The following is an 18,609-nucleotide window of genomic DNA, read 5'->3' on the forward strand; positions in this document are numbered from 1 at the left end:
CGTTCACCCGGTGGAGGTGGGGACGAACTTCACCGTCCGGAAGTGGACGGAGTCGGGCGCCTCTTCATCGGGGGCGAGGACGGTCTTGGGGCCCCCGCAGCCGTCCTCCGGGTAGATCTCGGCCCTGGCGTTGGTGCTGACGTTCTTCGCGGCGTAGGCGTACGCGGTTTCGGCATTCTCGATGTCGGGGATGGCGATGCATTCGTTCAGGGGCTGTTCCACCAGGGAGGTGTGTGGATCGGTCGCCTCTCCGCTTTGGGTGTAGCGGTAGTTGATCCCGCCCTCCGCATCCGCGTGCGCGGTCGTGGCGACCGAGGTGACCAGGACGAAGGCGCTCGCGAGGGCGAGCAGCGCGGGGCGCAGACGCATGGGGGTCCCTTCGGGGAGGGGTGCGGATCGGGGGGTGGTACGCCCATGGTGCCGACCGCCGGAGGGCAAAGGCGCCGATGACGCCATTCGTGGATTTACTCCACCCCGGCGGGTGAACTCCCGGTACATACAGGTCAGTTGAGGCCCGAGTGCGGCCTTTGATCACTCCTTCGTGGCGTGACCGACGGTCCTCTTATCGGGTTACCAGCCCGAAGTGATCGGAACCAGATGTTCCGGTCTCCAGCTTCGGCCTTTGCCCCCACTCAAGTGAGGACACCCCCCATGACCGGAAGCATCCGCACCCGCCTCGCCGCCGCCCTGGGCACCCTTGCCCTGGCCGCCGGAGGAGCGGTCATCGCGGCCCCGGCCGCCCACGCCACCCCGGCCTCCTGCGCCAACTACCTCGCGGGCTCCAACCCGGCCCGCAACACCTCCGTCGGCGACCTCGCGTGCGCGGTCGGCGGACTCGGCCTCCCGAAGCCGGGCCCGGGCACGCTGTGCAACGCGCTGCTCACCAAGGCCGCCGCGATCTCCGCGACAAGGTCCGACAGCGCCTGCACGATGGCAGGCAACTGACGCCTGCAGCGGGCCCGGCCCGGCTGGCCCCGGCTCGTCAGCAGTGGATGCGCAGGTGGACGACCATGACATCCGGCGGCAGGCCGTCCAGATACGCGTCGACGAAGTCGGAGTAGCCGGTGCCGGGCGGGCCGGGCACGGTGTTGGGGCAGCCCCACGCCCCGTCCAGGGTGAGCAGGTGGTCCGTGACGAGCGCACGCGCGTCGCGGGCCCGCATGCCGGCGAAGTCGAGCAGCCTGCGCGGGCCGCCGTCGCACTGCCCGGGCGTCCAGTGGCGGGGCCTGCCGTAGGCGTCGAGGGGTGCTCGTACCAGGCGCGGGTCGTCCTCGTGGCCGGGGAGTACGGCGAACTCCTCGCCCGGCCGGCCGAGCCACCACAGGTCCCATTCGCCTTGGTAGGGCTCGTGGTCACCGTTCATGTCGAAGGGCGCCAGGGCCGCCTCGACGGCGGAGTGCAGGGCGTGGTGCGCGTCCGGCGGCAGGCAGACGGTGACGATCTCGTGTGCCACGGGCTACTGCTCTGCCTGAGGCGTGCGGAGGATTTCGCGGGCCTGGTTGGCGGCGCGGGTGGTGCTCTCGGAGACGAAGTCGAGGAAGCGGGCGATGTTTTCGAGGCGGGTGGCCGCCGGGGTGCCGGGGACGAGGACGCCGACGCCTTGGCGTGCGGTTTCGGCGATGGCGGCGGTGCCGCGGGCGGCGGCCATCATGGACTGGTACCAGACGTCGTCGTCGACGATGTAGCGCTCGCGGCGGCGTTCGTCGCGTTCCCGGCGGACGAGGCCCTGGCTTTCGAGGAACGCGACCGCCTTGGACACGGACGCCGGGCTGACCTGCAGGTGCCGTACGAGTTCGGACGCGGTGAGGCTGCCCGTGTCGCTGATGCACAGGCAGGACAGCACCCGGGCCATCATCTTGGGCGTGCCCGACTGCATGAGCATCGTGGTGAACGCCTCCTCGTACTCGCGCACCGCCGCGGCATCGCGTCCGTGGGCCTGCGGGGGCGCGTCCGTGGCGCGGGGCGCGGCCTGCGGGCGCCGTTGGGCGCGGCGTTCGGTTGCGCGGTGGGCGAGGTCGGCGCGGTAGGCGGTGGGGCCGCCGTTGCGCATCACCTCGCGCGTGATGGTCGAGGTGGGGCGGTCGAGGCGGCGGGCGATCTCGGCGTAGGCGAGGCCGTCGGCCAGTCCCAGCGCGATCTTCTGGCGTTCCTGCTGGGTGAGCCTGCCTCCCGGCATCGCGGTTCTCCTTCGTCGTCCTCGTCGTGGGTGGCCAGGGTAGCGTTTACGGTCGGTTCATTGCAACGAGCGGGGTGCGGTGGCGTTGCGTTGCCGTCCAGGGCATTGCAACGATTTATGTGCGCTGAGCTGCAAGAATGACGCTTACGCGCAATGAATCGATTGCCTGATCCGCGAACGCAACGTAGCGTTTCTGGTGTCGGAAACGACGCCCACGACTCGCCTCGAAGGAGCGCACCATGCAGAAGTTCGCCACCCCCGCCCCGGTCTCCGCCGTCCTCGACGTCCCCGCCGGGCGCATCCAGCTCATCGCCGCCGACCGCACCGACACCACCGTCGAGGTCCTGCCCGCGAACCCTGCCAAGAGCCGCGACGTCCAGACCGCCGAGCAGACCACCGTCGCCTACGCCGACGGCGTCCTGCGGATCGCCACTCCCGAGCCCAGGAACCAGCTCTTCGGCGGCTCGGGCTCCGTGGAGATCACCGTCCAGCTGCCCGCCGGATCCCGCGTCGAGGCGAGGACCGCCGCCTGCGAGCTGCGCGGCGTCGGCCGCCTCGGTGACGTCGTCTTCGACGGCGCGTACCGCCAGATCAAGGTCGACGAGGCCGCGAGCCTGCGCCTGACCGCGGTCGACGGCGACGTCGAGGTCGGCCGGCTGGGCGGCCCCGCGGAGATCAGCACCGCGCGGGGCGACATCCGGATCGGCGAGGCCGTACGCGGCGCGGTCGTGCTCCGTACCCAGTCCGGCGACATCTCGGTGACCGCGGCGGCAGGCGTCTCGGCCGCCCTGGACGCCGGCACCGGCTACGGCCGCATCAGCAACGCCCTCAAGAACGACGGCACCGCCGAACTCGACATCCGCGCCACCACCCCGCACGGCGACATCACCGCCCGCAGCCTCTGAACCGGAACCCGTACACGACACACGACACGACCAGGGGGAACGCATGAAGAAGAACAACTCGGTCGCGGCCGCCGCGCCCTGGACCGGCATGGTGCCGGTGGACGACACGGCCCTGGCCGTCACCGACACAGGCGGCCCCGGCATCCCCGTGGTCTACCTCAACGGCCAGTTCGCCACCCAGGGCTACTGGCGACGGACCGTCGCCGAACTGGGGCCGGGGTGGCGGCACATCACCTACGACGAGCGGGCCCGCGGAAGGAAGTCGAAGACCTCGGCGGACTACTCCTTCGAGGCCGCCGTCCGGGATGTGGATGCCGTTCTCACGGCCAGGGGCGTGGAGCGGGCGGTGCTGGTGGGCTGGTCCTACGGAGCGGTCGTCGCGGCGCACTGGGCCGCCCGGAATCCGGACCGTACCGTGGGCGCGGTCCTGGTCGACGGCGCGTTCCCGTACGACTGGCTGGACGAGGCCATGGAGCAGCGGATCCGGAAGCTGTTCCGGCGCCTGGCCTGGTTCGCGCCGCTGCTGCGCCCGACGGGCCTGGTCCCGCGGATGACCGCCGCACAGCAGGCGGACAGCAACATCGAGCTCGGCAGGCTCTCCCGCGAGAGCGAGCTGGGCCCCGTGCTGGACGACATCACCGTCCCGGTGCGGTACGTGGTGGCGTCGGGGGCGTCCTTCGGAAGCCGCGGCGACGAGCAGGAACGAATCCGCGCCGGCCTCGACGCGGCAACCGCCCGCAACGCGAACATCCGCATCGCCGCGAAGGTGGCGAGCAACCACGGCGCGATCCTGCGCAAGGACTTCCGGGCCATCGCCGAGGCCGTACGCGAAGTCGGCGGTCTCGGCGGCGAGTGACGGTGAAGTTTCCCGTGACGTCTCACGATGTGACACCGGCATGGTCCATTCCGCCCCCTCGTTAGACTGAAGCGGACCGCATTACGTATAGCTGCGAGGAGCGCACGTGGGCCTTGTCGTGCAGAAGTACGGAGGCTCCTCCGTTGCCGATGCCGAGGGCATCAAGCGGGTTGCCAAGCGAATCGTCGAAGCCAAGAAGAACGGCCACCAGGTCGTTGTCGTGGTTTCCGCGATGGGTGACACGACGGACGAGTTGATCGATCTCGCCGGGCAGGTCTCGCCGATGCCGGCCGGCCGCGAGTTCGACATGCTGCTGACCGCCGGAGAGCGGATCTCCATGGCGCTGCTGGCCATGGCGATCAAAAACCTCGGTCACGAGGCGCAGTCGTTCACGGGCAGCCAGGCCGGAGTCATCACCGACTCGGCCCACAACAAAGCGCGGATCATCGACGTCACGCCGGGCCGGATCCAGCAGTCGCTCGATGCGGGCAACATCGCGATCGTGGCCGGCTTCCAGGGTGTGTCCCAGGACAAGAAGGACATCACCACCCTGGGTCGTGGCGGCAGCGACACCACCGCCGTCGCGCTGGCGGCGGCGCTGGACGCCGAGGTGTGCGAGATCTACACCGACGTCGACGGCGTCTTCACCGCCGATCCGCGGGTGGTGAAGAAGGCCCGGAAGATCGACTGGATCTCGTTCGAGGACATGCTGGAGCTGGCCAGCTCCGGTTCGAAGGTGCTGCTGCACCGCTGCGTGGAGTACGCGCGCCGTTACAACATCCCGATCCACGTCCGCTCGTCCTTCTCCGGGCTGCGCGGCACCTGGGTCAGCAACGAACCGCAAGGGGACGAGCCGATGGAGCAGGCGATCATCTCGGGCGTCGCGCACGACACCTCCGAGGCGAAGATCACGGTCGTCGGGGTGCCGGACAAGCCGGGCGAGGCCGCGACGATCTTCCGCGCGATCGCGGACGCCGACATCAACATCGACATGGTCGTCCAGAACGTCTCCGCGGCGTCGACCGGTCTGACCGACATCTCCTTCACCCTCCCCAAGACCGAGGGCGCCAAGGCGGTCGAGGCGCTGGAGAAGACGAAGTCCCGCGTGGGCTTCGACTCGCTGCGCTACGACGACCAGATCGCGAAGATCTCGCTGGTCGGCGCGGGGATGAAGACCAACCCGGGCGTCACGGCGACCTTCTTCGAGGCGCTGTCCAACGCCGGTGTGAACATCGAGCTGATCTCGACCTCCGAGATCCGCATCTCGGTGGTCACCCGTGCCGACGACGTGAACGAGGCCGTCCGCGCCGTCCACACGGCCTTCGGCCTGGACAGCGAGACCGACGAGGCTGTCGTCTACGGCGGCACCGGCCGATGACCGCCGCCCACCCGGAGGGCCGTCCGGGCCCGACGGGTGGTCCCTGGGTGCGGACCGTTGCCCCCACGCTGGCCGTCGTCGGTGCGACGGGCGGCGTGGGGGCGGTGCTGCTGGAGATCCTGTCCCAGCACGCGGACATCTGGGGCGAGATCCGGCTCGTCGCCTCGCCCCGCTCGCACGGGCGGAAGCTGATCGTCCGGGGCGTGGAGACCGAGGTCGTCGCGCTGGACGAGGCGGCGTTCGACGGCGTCGACGTCGCGCTGTTCGCCGTACCCGAGTGGGTGGCGGCGCGCTGGGCACCCGTCGCGGCCGCCAAGGGCGCGGTCGTCGTGGACAGCTCGGGCGCCTTCCGTTCGGAACCGGACGTACCGCTGGTGGTGCCCGAGGTCAACGCCGGCGCCGCGCGCCTGCGCCCCCGCGGCATCATCGCCAACCCCGGGTGCACCACGCTGTCGATGATCGTCGCGGTGGGTGCGCTGCACGCGGCCTTCGGGCTGCGCGAACTGGTCGTCTCCTCCTACGAGGCCGTCTCCGGCGCCGGCCGGGCCGGCGTCGACGCGCTGCGCGCCCAGCTCGCCGTGGTGGCGGGCGGCGGCCGGGAGCTGGGTACGCACCCGGGCGACGTACGGCGCGCGGTCGGCGACCGGATGGGGCCCTTCCAGGCGCCGGTCGCGCTGAACGTCGTGCCGTGGGCCGGGGACCGGGAGCCGGCCGAGGGCGGCTGGTCGTCGCGCGAGCTCGCGATCCGCGAGGAGACCCGCAGGATCCTGGGGCTGCCGGAGCTGCCGGTGAGCGCGACGTGCGTACGCGTACCGGTGGTCGCCACGCACTCGGTGAGCGTGCACGCGCGCTTCGAGCACGAGGTGGACGTCGAGCGGGCGCACGAGGTCCTGGCCAACGCGCCGGGCGTGGTGCTGTGCGACAGCCCGGAGGAGGCGGAGTTCCCCACTCCGGTCGATGCGGTGGGCACCGATCCGACCTGGGTGGGGCGGGTGCGGCGTTCCCTGGACGACCCGTGCGCCCTGGAACTCTTCGCCTGCGGGGACAATCTCCGCAAAGGCTCCGCGCTCAACGCCGCGCAGATCGCGGAACTCGTGGCGGCCGGGCTGACCGCTCGGTAATACTTGCTGATTACTTGCTGACCGTCGGCCGAACGTGTGAAGGTGCTGTGATCAACTCGTTGGTCCAGACCTCTTGAATCGGTGGCCGGATCCGTTCGACCATGCGCTCCGGCGTGCCGGCGCCGGCGAATCGCCGCGGAGCCGCCGCGGAGTCGCCGCAACCAGGACGTCGGCGGGGCGCGTCTACGTCTCCCACGACGGGTGGGTGGGATCGGCGGGTGGCGCTGGGACCACGGCAGACAAACCGGGGCATTGAGGGAAGAGCTGGTACGCATGAGGGCACCTGACGCCGCGTCATGCGGCGTGGCGCACGGCGCGCGGGGGAGGGCGCTGCCCCGCGCGTACAACCCTGACGGGGGGAAGCGTGTCCAACAGGCGTGGCAGAGGTCATCAGCATCGCAACCGTCCCACGGCGCGGCAGCGCCGCGGTGCGCCCGCGTGCCGGCACAGCGGGCGGTATGCCGGTGATCGCGCCCTGGCCGGCCGCCCGCCCCGGACAGTCCCCGGCACCCGCCCCCGTACCCGCCCAGGACCGGCCCGCCACCCCGGCCGCCGTACGGACGCCCGCGCCGGCGACGCCCCGCACCGGGGACGCTGACGAGGCAATGGCTGCGGGCACCACCGTCGACCACCTCACCGAGACCTACCGCGCCCACTACCGGTCGCTGCTCGGCCTCGCCGCCCTGCTCCTCGACGACACGGCCTCCTGCGAGGACGTGGTGCAGGAGGCCTTCATCCGGGTGCACTCCGCCCGCGGCCGCGTCCGCGACCCGGAGAAGACCCTCGCCTATCTGCGGCAGACTGTCGTCAATCTTTCCCGCTCCGCGCTCCGTCGCCGCATCCTCGGGCTGAAACTGCTCTCGAAGCCGATGCCCGACATGGCGAGTGCCGAGGAGGGAGCGTACGAACAGCTGGAGCGGGACCAATTGATCAAAGCCATGCGTGGACTGCAGCGCCGACAGCGCGAGGTGCTCGTCCTGCGCTACTTCGCCGACATGACCGAGGCCCAGGTCGCCGAGACCCTCGGCCTCTCCCTCGGCTCGGTCAAGGCGTACGGCTCGCGCGGCATCGCCGCCCTCCGTGTCGCGATGGAGGCGCCGGTATGACCCACCACTACCCGCAGGAGCCGACGGGGGAGGAGCCGGAGGCTCCCGCACCTGGCACCGGCGCCCACGGTGACGGCGCCCCCGGCACCGGCGCCCACGGTGACGGCGCCCATGGCGCAGGCCGTGGTGACGGCGGTCGCGCCGCAGGCCGCAGCGACGGTGCGCACGGCGCAAGCCCCGGCGACAAGGGCCGCCTCGACGGCGGCGGCGAGGGTGCGCACGGCGCAGGCGGGGGTGACGGCGGTCGCGCCGGCCTTGCCGGCGACCCCCTCGCCGGCAGCCGGGACGGCAACGGCTCCCCCGACTCCCTCGACGAGGACGCGCTGCGGCGGATGCTGCAGGGCGCCGTCGGCGACCTCGAACCGCGCTCCGACGCGCTCGAGCGGCTGCGGCACGCCGTGCCGGCCCGGCGCACCCGGCGCCGTCAGGCCGTCGTCGGTGCCGCGGCCGCCGTGATCCTCGCGGCCACGGCGCTGCCCGCGCTGATCCACGCCGCCACCACTGCCGCCACCGGCGACGACCGCGCCGCCAACGCCGCCAGCAGCCGGCAGCGCACCCACCAGCTCGCCGACGGACGGCACGACGACGGTCGCGCGGCCGACGGAGCCGACGAGGGCACCTCCGCCGGCCCCGACACCGCCCGCAAGGGCGAGGAGAAGGGCACGGACCGCCCGGGGAACGGCGACCGCACCGCCACCCCCGGCCCCGGCGGCAGCACGGCAGCCGGCGTCCCCGCCCCCGGGCCGACCCTGATCGCGTCCTCGCCGACCTGCGACCGGGACCAGCTCGGCCAGGGCAGCAGCAGCGTCGAGAACGCCGACAAGGACGGCAAGATCTACGGCGCCTTCCGCGTCGTCAACGTCTCCCGCACCGTCTGCGCCGTCGCCGGCTCCGGCGTCGTCGCCGCACACGCCCAGGGCGGTGCCGACGGTTCGCGGGTCTCCGTCGTCGACCACACCTCCGGCGACGCGGCCCCCGGGCTGCCGGACCCCGGCACCGTGCCCAGCCAGGTGATCCTCCAGCCGGGCCAGGCGTACGAGATCCGGTTCGCCTGGGTGCCGGCGGCGGACGGCGGGCAGAGCGGCTGCAACCGGCCGGAGCCCTCGCCCACCCCGGCGGGCGGCGCCTCCTCCGCCCCGTCGGCGGCCGCGGCGGAACAAAAACCGCAGACCGCCCAGCAGGTCGCCGCCCGGAGCGGCAGCACACCGGGCAGCGTCGTCCTCTCCCACGTCCCGGACGCGGGCGAGCCGAAGGCGGCCGACGCCACCATCCGGGAGGCCTGCGCGGGCACGGTCTACCGGACGGGCCCCCTGGCGACGACGACTCCGGCGAAGCCCTGAGCGACGAGGCCGACCGACGGCCCGGGGCCGCCCCGGCGGACGGCAACCGCTCCCGTGCCCGTACCGTGGTGGTGTGTATCGGTTCCTGCTGACTCCCCGCTGGTGGGCGATCAACGTCTTCACCGTGCTGGCCATTCCGCTGTGCCTGTTCATGGGCAGCTGGCAGCTCGGGCGGTTCGAGACGCGCGTCGACTCGCACCGTGAGCAGCAGACCCAGGCCGACGACGCCCGCACGGCCGCCTCCGCGCCGCTGCGCGACCTCCTTCCCGTCACCACGGAGACCTCCGGCCGCCAGGTGACCGCGACCGGCCGGTACGACACCGGGCACCAACTGCTCGTGCCCGACCGCGACCTCGACGGCCGCAAGGGCTTCTACGTCCTGACCATGCTGCGCACCGACGGCGGCAAGGCCCTGCCGGTGGTCCGGGGCTGGCTGCCCGGCGACGCCGGCTCTGCGGCCGACGCCGCCAAGGTGCCGGCGCCGCCCGCGGGCGAGACGAGCGTCACCGGCGCCCTGCAGCCGTCGGAGAGCCGGACCTCGAAGGGCGTCGGCCCCTCCGGTGGGCTGCCGCAGGGACAGCTCGGCGTGATCAGCGCCGCCTCGCTGGTGAACCTCGTGCCGTACGAGGTGTACGACGCGTGGGTCACCGTCGCGAAGGCCCCCGCCCCCCTGACCCCGGTGCCGCCGGCCGCCGCGCCCAACACCGGCCTGGACCTCAAGGCGTTCCAGAACCTCGGCTACACCGGTGAGTGGTTCGTCTTCGCCGGCTTCGTCGTCTTCATGTGGTTCCGGCTCTTTCGCCGCGAGGCCGAGGCCGCGAAGGACCTGGCGCTCGGCATCACGCCCGAGGAGACGCTGCCCCAGCAGCCGCAGCCCGGGGCAGATGGCGCTGGGCAAAAGCGATCTCCAGCCGGAGCTGCTTGATCCGCTCCTCCACCACCAGCGACCCGTGCCCGGCGTCGTAGCGGTAGACCTCGTGCGGGTGGCCGCGCCGCTCCAGCCGCGCCACGTAGTTCTCCACCTGGCGTATGGGGCACCGGGGGTCGTTCACGCCGGCCGAGATGTAGACGGGCGCCCGCACCTGGTCGACGTACGTCAGCGGTGACGAGGCGGCGAAGCGCTCCGGCACCTCCTCGGGCGTACCGCCCAGCAGCGTGCGGTCCAGGGCCTTCAGGGCCTCCATCTCGTCGTGGTAGGCCGTGACGTAGTCAGCGACCGGCACCGCGGCCAGGCCGACGGCCCAGGCGTCGGGCTGGGTGCCCAGGCCCAGCAGGGTCAGGTAGCCGCCCCAGGAGCCGCCGGACAGCACCAGCTGCCGCGGGTCGGCGAGCCCCGAGGCCACGGCCCACTCCCGTACGGCCGCGATGTCCTCCAGCTCGATCAGCCCGACGCGGTGCTTGAGCGCGTCCGTCCAGGCCCGGCCGTACCCCGTGGAGCCCCGGTAGTTGACCCGTACGACGGCGAAGCCGTGGTCGACCCAGGCTGCCGGGCCGGCCGCGAACGCGTCGCTGTCGTGCCAGGTCGGGCCGCCGTGGATGTCGAAGACGGTGGGGAAGGGCCCCTCGCCCGCCGGCTTCTGCACCAGGGCGTGCACCTTGCCGCCGGGCCCGTCCACCCACACGTCCGTGACCGGCACCGAGCTCGGCGCCCGGTCGATGCCGTGCGGCGTCGCGGGCGTCTCCAGGACCACGTGGCCGGCCGTGGAGCGCACGACCGGCGGCTCGGCGGCCGACGACCACAGGAACTCCACCGTCCCGTCCGGCCGGGCCAGCGCTCCCGAGACCGTGCCCTGCGGCGTCTCCAGGCGGGTCAGCTCGCCGTCGGCCAGGTCGTAGCGCCACAGCTCGCTGCGGGCGTGGAAGTTGTGGTCGATGAGCAGCGCGGTGCCGTCGGGGAACCAGTCGGCGTCCAGGTCGCCGGGCAGATCGACGGCCAGGTGCGTCTCCTCGCCCGTGACGGCGTCCCACAGCATCGGCTCCCAGCGGCCCCGGCGCTGGTGGCCGACCAGCAGCCGGTTGTCGCCGTCCATAGGAGCGAAGCCCATCACCGACAGCCCCAGCTCCCGGGTGCCGCCCTCGCTGTCGTCGAGCTCGCTCACGGTCGTGCCGTCGAGCCGCACGACGCGGATCGCGGAGTGCATGGCGTCCCCGTGCTCGGTGTGCTCGATCGCGACGAGCGAGCCGTCGTGGGAGAGGTCGCCGACGCCGGCCGACTGCTCGTGGCGGTAGATCTCCACCGGCTCGGCGCCCGGGCGCACGACGTGCACGGAGGAGCCGCCCTTGTCCGTGGACCGGCCGATGACGGCGGTGCCGTCCCGGCCCAGGGCCAGGCCGTCCGGATAGGCCGGCGCGAGACCGGGCGCCGCCGGCTCGTCGGGGCCGCCGTGGAACGGCTGGCGGACCCACACACCGAACTCGTCGCCGTCGGTGTCGGAGAACCACCAGATCCACTCGCCGTCCGGCGACAGCACGCCGCCGGTCGTGCCGTTCGGCCGGTCGGTGACCTGCCGCCGGGTGCCGGTGGCCCGGTCCCAGGCGTACAGCTCGAAGGTCCCCGTCGCGTTCGAGGTGAACAGCGAGCGGTCGGGGGCGTCTTCCGCCCACCGGGGCAGGCCTGTGCGCGGCGCCCGGAACCTCTTCTCCCAGTCCGGCATGGATGCGGTCGAGTTGCCCTGCGAGGACCCCTTGCTCTCAGTCATGCCCACCATTCTGCGCTGCTGGTCCGACGTCGTGGCCGGGGCCGCCGGAGTCTGTGGAGTACTCGCCGGTTGTGGACAACTCCGTCACCCACCAGGGCCTTCGCTCATCCGGTTGACACACGCCCCCCGCACTCTTGATCATCCTCGCGCCGACACCGGGCAACAGCAGCCCGGGCGGCGTCGACCACGTACAGGGGGAGCCCAGAACCGTGAAGAACACCAGAATCCTCATCTCCGGCGCCAGCATCGGCGGCCCCGCCCTCGCCTACTGGCTCGGCCGGTACGGCTTCGACGTCACGGTGGTGGAGCGCTCGCCCGGCCTGCGCCCCGGCGGCCAGGCCATCGACGTGCGCGGCCCCGCCCTCGGCGTCGCGGAGAAGATGGGCATCCTCGACGACATCCGCGCCCTGCGCACCGGCGTGCGCGGCATGTCGCTGGTGGACGAGGCGGGCAAGGAGCTCTACCGCAGCGAGGACCGCACGCTGACCGACCTCGACTTCGCCGGCGCCGACGTCGAGATCATGCGCGACGACCTCAGCCGCCTGATCGTCGACGCCGCCGGCGGCACGGACGGCCCGGAATACCTCTTCGGCGACTCCATCGCCTCCCTCGAACAAACCGAGAACGAGGTCGCGGTCACCTTCGAGAACAGCGCCCCGCGCACCTTCGATCTCGTCGTCGGCGCCGACGGTCTGCACTCCAACGTCCGGCGGCTCGTCTTCGGCCCGGAGGAACGGTTCATCCGCCACCTCGGCACCTACCTCGCCGTCTTCACCGCCCCCAACTTCCTCGGCCTCGACCACTGGCAGACCATGTGCGTACGGGCCGACGGCTCCTGGGGCGGCGCCATGAGCGTCCGTGACAACACCGAGGCCCGGGTCTACCTCGGCTTCGAGCCCGAGGAGCCGCTGGCGTACGACTACCGCGACACCGATTCCCACAAGAAGCTCCTCGCCGACCGCCTCGCGGACGGCGGCTGGGAATTCCCCAACGCCCTGACCCACATGTGGAATGCGCCCGACTTCCACTTCGACTCCATGAGCCAGATCCACATGGACAGCTGGTCACACGGCCGGGTGGTCCTGCTGGGCGACTCCGGCTACTGCGGCTCGCCGATGTCCGGCCAGGGCACGAGCATGGCGATGGTGGGCGCGTACGTCCTGGCCGGCGAACTCCGCGCCGCCGACGGCGATCACCGCACCGCATTCGCCGCGTACGAGAGCGAACTGCGCGAGTACGTGAGCCTGAACCAGCAACTGGCCCTGGCCAACAAGGCCCGCTGGGAGTCCGAGGTGGCCGCGCTCAACGGGGAAAGCGTCTCCGGCGATGCCGAAAAGGATCTGATGGACTTCGCAACAGTAGTCAACTCCTTCAGCCCCAAGGACTACCAGTGACCCACCCCTCCCCGGCCGAGAAGGTCCGCGAGTTCCACCATGCCTTCGGCCTGGACGCCCGCACGACCCCCACGGAGATCCCCCCGGAACTGGCCGCCCACCGCCAGGACCTCCTGGCCGAAGAGGTGGCCGAGGTCGCAGAAGTAGCGGTCGACGGCCCCCTCGACCGCCTGGCCCACGAACTGGCCGACGTGGTGTACGTCGCATACGGCACGGCCCTGGTGCACGGCATCGACCTGGACGCCGTGATCGCCGAGGTCCACCGCGCGAACATGAGCAAACTGCCCCCGCACGGCCACCCGCTCCTCCGCCCCGACGGCAAGGTCCTCAAGGGCCCCCACTACCAGCCCCCGGACATCACCGGAGCCCTCCAAGCCCAGGGCTGGCAAGAACCGACGACGGACTGATCCGCCCCCGGGAGGGCAGGGCACCCGCCCGCCCTCCCGGCACCCACCCCGGGTTCCATGCCCCGCGGGCTGGGGCTGCGCATCGATATGCCCTACTGCGGCCCAGCGAGTCAACGGTATTCAGTCAACCTTGCACAAGCAGGCTTTATGGGGTCATTGTCACCTTTGCGATCTGGCGTATCTACAGGTTCACCGTGAGGATGCCCGCCGTATCAGCGAACCGGGGGGCGGGCATGGGGTTCGGCAAGGGGCTGCGCGTTCGGGAAGGTACAGCGCAGGGGGTGGTCGACGGGCCGGCGGTGCCGACTCCGTCCGGGACTGTCTCCACCGTCGATCACCGTTTCGACGAGGTGGAGCCCACCTCGTCGGACGTCACCAGGCTGCTGTGCCAAGCCGTCTACGTGCGTCCTGACCAGATCGCAGCCGTCAAGACGTGGTGGCGCCGTGTCCGGGGAAAGGACAAGCGACCGAACAAGCCCCGGCGTAGCACTCGCAGACGTATCTACCTGGAGGGCCATGACGAGTGCCCTCCTTTGGGCGAGCCCATGGCGCAGTGGGTTCTGGACCATGTCCTGCACGGACCGCCGTTGCCTGTTCCGTCGTATGGCTTCGATCTGGTGCCCGTAGTCGAGCACAGTCTTCGTGCACGCCGACGACGTCGGCTGCGGCGGGTGACAGTGATGCTGCTGGTCACTGCAGTGGCGTACGCGGTCCCCCGAGCGGCCGCCGTGTGGGGCGGGACCATCTTGCTGGCGCTCTTGATGCGGTGGGCGGCGCTCCGGGCGTCGAGGAAGGGCAAGAGGTCGAAGCTGGCACCCACGCCGCGTGTGGCGTATTTCGTGCTGTGTGTGCCGTGGTTGCTCGCGGTCGTGCCATACGAGCCGGTTCGCAGCGAGGTGGTGAACCTGCGGGCCGGGCTGCTTCTGCTCCCGTTCGCCTTACTGTCCGTAACTGCACTGGTTTGTATAGGCGATCGGCTCGCCGCGAGGGCGGGATTGGCCGGAATCCTCAGGGACGGCGTCGGGGACGCCCGCATGCCGCGGGTGGCGGCAAGGACCGGTCGGCGGATGGAGGAGATCAGCAGTAAACAGACGTGGCGGGAGCTTCCCTACGACCACCCGGAACGATTCGTCGGCGCCGGTCGGGACGTATGGGGAGCGGCCGACATCGGTATCCCGCTCAAACCCAAGGATCCGGAGGAGCCGGTCAAAGATTTCGGCGAGGTGGAACTGCTGCGCCGGATGGGCGCGGACCTCAGGGACCTGGGGCGTGGCGCCCGAGAGATCACCGATCCACTGCCCGGTTTCTCAGTCAATGAGGTCCTCGGCCTGCCTTCCGATTTGTGGCTGCAACGGACTCGCGCAACGAAGCTGGATATGCCCGATCTCCGCGGTCGTGGTCGTCGTTCACCGTCCAGTGTGCCCGATCGGCTGTACCTGCGGGCGCAGTGCATCAGTTGGTCCGGGCAGGTCGTAGTCACCGTTTTTGCACACGCCGCGTTGGAAGCAGGCGAGTTGCGAATGACCTTGCGCCCCCACGTCATGACGCCGCTCTACAACGAATTACGGGTGACCGATGCACCAGTGACCAGGCGCGGGATGAAGCTGTTCGGCTGGGTCGCGGTGCAGTCCCTGCTGGATGCCGTCAACGGGCCGCTCGTGCTGTGGCGGTTGATGGCCCGGATTGCGCTTGGTGTGCAGTCGGATGACAGCCGGGCCGAGGAGAAGGACCCGGTCAGCCTCCGTGATCGGTACTCCATCGAGGAAATTCTCGACATGCACCAGGCCGACGACGCGAAACGGCACGTCGTCCTCATGCAGACCTGCATCTTTCGCACAGTCTCCGAGTACCTCAAGGAATTGGGGATCGACACTGCTCCGTACGAGCGTCAGGTGGCTGCTGTCATCACCAACATTCAGGTCTACGGCGACAACAACGCGCCCATCCAGAACGTTGCCGGCAGCGGGATCAACAACGTGGGCCAGGACAATAAGGCCTAGGTGGAAAGGAGTGGCAGGTGGTAGGACGACGCCCGGAACCGGATCCGGGGTACGGCTCAGGTATCAGCATTGGTGGCAACAACAGTGGTCCCCTGCAGAACGTGGTGGGGCAGAACATCACTGACGTCCACCAGTCGGCGTCGGCCGACGCTCCTGCGGCGAGTGTGGAAGCCGTGCGGGACCTCCTTTCGACATTCCGCACGGAGGTGGAACGGAACCAGGACGGCTTGCCGAACGCGCAAGTGCTCCGGGCCATGGCCGACTCCATCGACATCTCACTGGCAGCCGAGAATCCGCAAGCCGTTGGTGCACTGCGCGGGGCCATTCAGGCGTTGCCGGCTCTGGTAATGGGGACCGCGGTGCAACAGGGGGGTGAGGCCCTTGCTCATGCCATTGCCGAGTGGTTGGGCTGAGGCGGGATGCTATGCGTGAGCGGCCACCCTACCTCCGGACCGCTGATGTGCTTCGACAACGAATCAAGGAGCAGGAGTGGTCGCCGGGTGACCGCCTTCCGTCGCGTACGCAACTGGCCCAGGAGTGCGAGGCGACCGAAGCTGTCGTCCGCCGGGCCCAGGAGCTGCTCATAGCCCAAGGTGTGCTCGTGGGGCGGGGCGGCTCCGGGACGTACGTCGCCGAGCCCCGTGAGCGGGTGTGTTTGCTGCGTTCGCCGGAACGTGAGCGAACTGAGGGTTCGCCGTTCTATGCCGGCACGGTGGAGCTCGGGAAACACGGATCCTGGGATAGCCGCAGCGACCCCCTGATACCGGCGCCGGCGGACATCGCCGAACGGCTCGGCATCCAGGCAGGTGCCTATTGCGTGCGTACGTCGTACGTGTTCCTGGCTGACGGAAAGCCGGTGCAGCTGTCGATCAGCTGGGAGCCCTACGAGATCACCTCCGGCACGCTCGTGGTGCTGCCGGAGGCGGGACCTCATGCTGGTAGAGGCGTCGTCGGGCGTATGGCGGAGATCGGCGTCACGGTGGTCCGCGCGGTCGAGCGGCCGGAGCCCGGACATGCCAATGCCGGAGAAGCGAACCTCCTCGGCATCCAGCGTGGCGCTCTGGTGACGCGGATACAGCGGACGTACTTCAGCAACGACGGTAGGGCGGTGGAAACGGCCGACATCGTCGTGCCGACCTCGCTCTGCGAGATCGTCTACGAGGTGCCGGTCACCTAGTGGGGTAAGGAAGCGGGGCTTCGTGCTCGGCTGGAGGTGCGTCCCAGGTCACCTTTGGCTGTGCTCGACAGGCTGCTGAGGGCGCTGCACAGGACCGGCCGTGTGGATTCCTCCCCGCGGGGGGGGCTCCCGGGCACTCCACAAACAGGTCAGGCCCGGTCTTCCATCACAGAAGACCGGGCCTGACCTGGTGTTTCACCTGTCGGGGTGGCGGGATTTGAACCCACGACCTCTTCGTCCCGAACGAAGCGCGCTGCCAAGCTGCGCTACACCCCGATGTGCGACCGGCCCCCGTTTTTGCGGGCTCCGGAGCAACGAGGACTACTTTAGCCGACCGGAGGCCGTAGGTGAAATCCGGTTTCGCCGGGGCTGCAGATGGGGGCGTATGCGGTCGAGGAGGACGAGGGTGAGAGCCAGGGCGTAGAAGGCCAGGCCGAAGACGACGGCGTTGGTGGCGATGCCGGCGTAGCCGTGGAGGTCGACGTCCAGGAAGGGGTAGGGGTAGCGGCCGTCGGTGCCGGGGGCGAGGAGGGCACCGCGGACGAGGGCGAAGGGGAGGTAGAGGAGGGGGTAGGCCAGCCACTGCCAGGCGTGGCGGAGCAGGAAGCCGCCGGGGGTGGTGAGCAGGAGCCAGTCGAGGGCGGCCGTGAGGGGGGTCACGGTGTGCAGGAGCTGGTTGGCGACCGATTCGAGGGGGGTGCGCTGGCTGGTCATGGCGAAGCCGCTGGCGTCGTTGGACAGCACGAAGTGGAAGACCAGACCCGTGATGGAGATGTAGAGCAGTGCTGCGCCGGTGATGCGGGGGGAGAGTGCGGGGCGGGCGGTCCAGGCGCGGTGGGCGGACCAGGCGCAGGCGATCGCCAGCAGCAGGTTGGACTGGATCGTGAAGTAGCTGAAGAGCCGGCCGAGGTCGTCGGAGTCGATCGTGTCCAGGACGACGCCGGTGAGCGCCGTCAGGGCGATGAGCGCGCGGAAGGCCGCTGCGTAGGGGCGGCGGCCTGTGGGCGCCGGCGCCTCCGCCGTGTCGGGCAGGGCGGGGCGCGCGGTGGTGGGGGATGTCGGGTCGGTCATCCCCCCACCGTATGCGGGTGCTCTGTGGGGCCCCTGGTCAGCTGTGGGGGACGAGGGTGAGGAGGGTGGCCTCCGGGGGGCAGGCGAAGCGGACCGGGGTGTAGCGGTTGGTGCCGCAGCCGGCGGAAACGTGCAGGTAGGAGCGGTGTCCGCCGGCGGTGTGGGTGGACAGGCCCTTGACCCGGTCGGTGTCGATGTCGCAGTTGGTGACCAGGGCGCCGTAGAAGGGGATGCACAGCTGGCCGCCGTGGGTGTGACCGGCGAGGATCAGCGGGTAGCGGTCGGCGGTGAAGGCGTCGAGAACGCGCAGGTAGGGGGCGTGGACGACGGCCATGGAGAAGTCGGCGCCGGCCTCGGGGCCGCCGGCCACCTGCTGGTAGCGGTCGCGCTTGATGTGCGGGTCGTCGAGGCCGGTGAGGGCGATCTCCATCCCGTCGATCTTGAGGGTGCCGCGGGTGTTGGTGAGGTTGACCCAGCCCGCCGCGTCGAAGCCGTCGCGCAGCTCCTCCCAGGGGTTGTGGATCGCGCCGACGACGGGGGTGTTCCCGTTGAGGCCGTGCCGGCCGGTCATGCGCTCGACGAGGTAGCGGGCGGGGTTGCGCAGCTTGGGGCCGTAGTAGTCGTTCGACCCGAAGACGTAGGCGCCCGGGAAGCGCATGAGGGGGCCGAGGGCGTCGAGGGTCTCGGGGACGCCCTGCGGGTCGGAGAGGTTGTCGCCGGTGTTGATGACGAAGTCGGGGCGCAGCCCGGCCAGCGACTGCAGCCAGCGCTGCTTCTTGCGCTGGCCGCCGACCATGTGGATGTCGGAGACCTGGAGCACCCGCAGCGGCCGCATGCCCTGCGGCAGCACGGGTACGGTGACCCGTCGCAGCCGGAAGGAGCGGACTTCGAAGCCGGCGGCATAGGCGAGGCCCGCCGCGCCGACCGCGGTGATTCCCAGGGGTACTCCGTATCGCGCACGCATGTCGTCCATCGTCCC

The 18,609-nt window shown here is 70.8% G+C and carries 19 protein-coding genes and 1 tRNA gene; 13 read left to right on the forward strand and 7 right to left on the reverse strand.

All coding sequences use genetic code 11. The features are described 5' to 3' along the window. Positions 1-3: 3 nt before the first annotated feature. Positions 4-369, reverse strand: coding sequence for a hypothetical protein (locus ABD361_RS03705; RefSeq protein ID WP_344433188.1), 366 nt, complete (start codon positions 367-369; stop codon positions 4-6). A gap of 282 nt (positions 370-651) precedes the next feature. Here ABD361_RS03705 and ABD361_RS03710 point away from each other — a divergent pair, with 282 nt between their 5' ends. Beyond that, a complete protein-coding gene (locus tag ABD361_RS03710; RefSeq protein WP_344433189.1) occupies positions 652-945 on the forward strand; it encodes a hypothetical protein in 294 nt (97 codons plus the stop codon). A gap of 37 nt (positions 946-982) precedes the next feature. Here the strand turns inward: ABD361_RS03710 and ABD361_RS03715 are convergent, their stop codons facing one another. After that, the gene (locus tag ABD361_RS03715) at positions 983-1,453 is read right to left on the reverse strand and encodes a hypothetical protein (protein WP_344433190.1); all 471 of its coding nucleotides are present in this window, start codon (positions 1,451-1,453) and stop codon (positions 983-985) included. A 3-nt stretch (positions 1,454-1,456) separates the two neighbouring features. Beyond that, complete coding sequence (locus tag ABD361_RS03720) at positions 1,457-2,176, reverse strand: helix-turn-helix domain-containing protein (protein WP_344433192.1); 720 nt, start codon at positions 2,174-2,176, stop codon at positions 1,457-1,459. A 239-nt stretch (positions 2,177-2,415) separates the two neighbouring features. Here ABD361_RS03720 and ABD361_RS03725 point away from each other — a divergent pair, with 239 nt between their 5' ends. The 7 genes from ABD361_RS03725 to ABD361_RS03755 all read left to right on the forward strand — a co-directional run bounded on the left by ABD361_RS03725 (position 2,416) and on the right by ABD361_RS03755 (position 9,807). Beyond that, the gene (locus ABD361_RS03725; protein ID WP_344433193.1) at positions 2,416-3,081 is read left to right on the forward strand and encodes a DUF4097 family beta strand repeat-containing protein; all 666 of its coding nucleotides are present in this window, start codon (positions 2,416-2,418) and stop codon (positions 3,079-3,081) included. A gap of 43 nt (positions 3,082-3,124) precedes the next feature. Beyond that, complete coding sequence (locus ABD361_RS03730) at positions 3,125-3,937, forward strand: alpha/beta fold hydrolase (RefSeq protein WP_344433194.1); 813 nt, start codon at positions 3,125-3,127, stop codon at positions 3,935-3,937. Positions 3,938-4,043: 106 nt separating this feature from the next. Beyond that, positions 4,044-5,315, forward strand: a complete 1,272-nt coding sequence (locus tag ABD361_RS03735) for an aspartate kinase (protein ID WP_344433195.1) — start codon at positions 4,044-4,046, stop codon at positions 5,313-5,315. Beyond that, complete coding sequence (locus ABD361_RS03740) at positions 5,312-6,436, forward strand: aspartate-semialdehyde dehydrogenase (protein WP_425583134.1); 1,125 nt, start codon at positions 5,312-5,314, stop codon at positions 6,434-6,436. The genes ABD361_RS03735 and ABD361_RS03740 overlap by 4 nt, the downstream gene beginning before the upstream one ends. Before the next feature lie 458 nt (positions 6,437-6,894). Next, positions 6,895-7,542, forward strand: coding sequence for a SigE family RNA polymerase sigma factor (locus ABD361_RS03745; protein ID WP_344433197.1), 648 nt, complete (start codon positions 6,895-6,897; stop codon positions 7,540-7,542). After that, entirely contained in the window at positions 7,539-8,882 is a 1,344-nt protein-coding gene (locus ABD361_RS03750; protein ID WP_344433198.1) for a hypothetical protein, read from the forward strand. The genes ABD361_RS03745 and ABD361_RS03750 overlap by 4 nt, the downstream gene beginning before the upstream one ends. Before the next feature lie 73 nt (positions 8,883-8,955). Continuing rightward, positions 8,956-9,807, forward strand: coding sequence for an SURF1 family protein (locus tag ABD361_RS03755; RefSeq protein WP_344433199.1), 852 nt, complete (start codon positions 8,956-8,958; stop codon positions 9,805-9,807). Here the strand turns inward: ABD361_RS03755 and ABD361_RS03760 are convergent. Further along, a complete protein-coding gene (locus ABD361_RS03760; protein ID WP_344433285.1) occupies positions 9,722-11,536 on the reverse strand; it encodes a S9 family peptidase in 1,815 nt (604 codons plus the stop codon). The two genes, ABD361_RS03755 and ABD361_RS03760, sit on opposite strands and share 86 nt — an antisense overlap. A 254-nt stretch (positions 11,537-11,790) precedes the next feature. Here ABD361_RS03760 and ABD361_RS03765 point away from each other — a divergent pair, with 254 nt between their 5' ends. From ABD361_RS03765 to ABD361_RS03785, 5 genes are all read left to right on the forward strand, one after another. Beyond that, positions 11,791-12,975, forward strand: coding sequence for an FAD-dependent monooxygenase (locus tag ABD361_RS03765; protein ID WP_344433200.1), 1,185 nt, complete (start codon positions 11,791-11,793; stop codon positions 12,973-12,975). After that, positions 12,972-13,382: a pyrophosphohydrolase domain-containing protein gene (locus ABD361_RS03770; protein ID WP_344433201.1), complete on the forward strand. Its 411-nt coding sequence runs from the start codon at positions 12,972-12,974 to the stop codon at positions 13,380-13,382. The genes ABD361_RS03765 and ABD361_RS03770 overlap by 4 nt, the downstream gene beginning before the upstream one ends. Positions 13,383-13,615: 233 nt before the next feature. After that, the gene (locus ABD361_RS03775) at positions 13,616-15,382 is read left to right on the forward strand and encodes a hypothetical protein (RefSeq protein ID WP_344433202.1); all 1,767 of its coding nucleotides are present in this window, start codon (positions 13,616-13,618) and stop codon (positions 15,380-15,382) included. Positions 15,383-15,399: 17 nt separating this feature from the next. Beyond that, a complete protein-coding gene (locus ABD361_RS03780; RefSeq protein WP_344433203.1) occupies positions 15,400-15,795 on the forward strand; it encodes a hypothetical protein in 396 nt (131 codons plus the stop codon). 11 nt (positions 15,796-15,806) lie between these two features. Beyond that, complete coding sequence (locus ABD361_RS03785) at positions 15,807-16,559, forward strand: GntR family transcriptional regulator (protein WP_344433204.1); 753 nt, start codon at positions 15,807-15,809, stop codon at positions 16,557-16,559. Positions 16,560-16,761: 202 nt separating this feature from the next. On the opposite strand, the gene ABD361_RS03790 is transcribed toward ABD361_RS03785, so the two are convergent. The 3 genes from ABD361_RS03790 to ABD361_RS03800 form a co-directional block, all read right to left on the reverse strand. After that, positions 16,762-16,835 (reverse strand) — tRNA-Pro (locus ABD361_RS03790). A gap of 45 nt (positions 16,836-16,880) precedes the next feature. Next, positions 16,881-17,630: a Pr6Pr family membrane protein gene (locus ABD361_RS03795; protein ID WP_344433205.1), complete on the reverse strand. Its 750-nt coding sequence runs from the start codon at positions 17,628-17,630 to the stop codon at positions 16,881-16,883. 37 nt (positions 17,631-17,667) lie between these two features. Then, entirely contained in the window at positions 17,668-18,594 is a 927-nt protein-coding gene (locus ABD361_RS03800; protein WP_344433206.1) for a metallophosphoesterase, read from the reverse strand. Between the last annotated feature and the right edge of the window lie 15 nt (positions 18,595-18,609).

Origin of the sequence: Streptomyces luteosporeus, assembly GCF_039532865.1 — a bacterium.
Classification (GTDB): domain Bacteria; phylum Actinomycetota; class Actinomycetes; order Streptomycetales; family Streptomycetaceae; genus Streptomyces; species Streptomyces luteosporeus.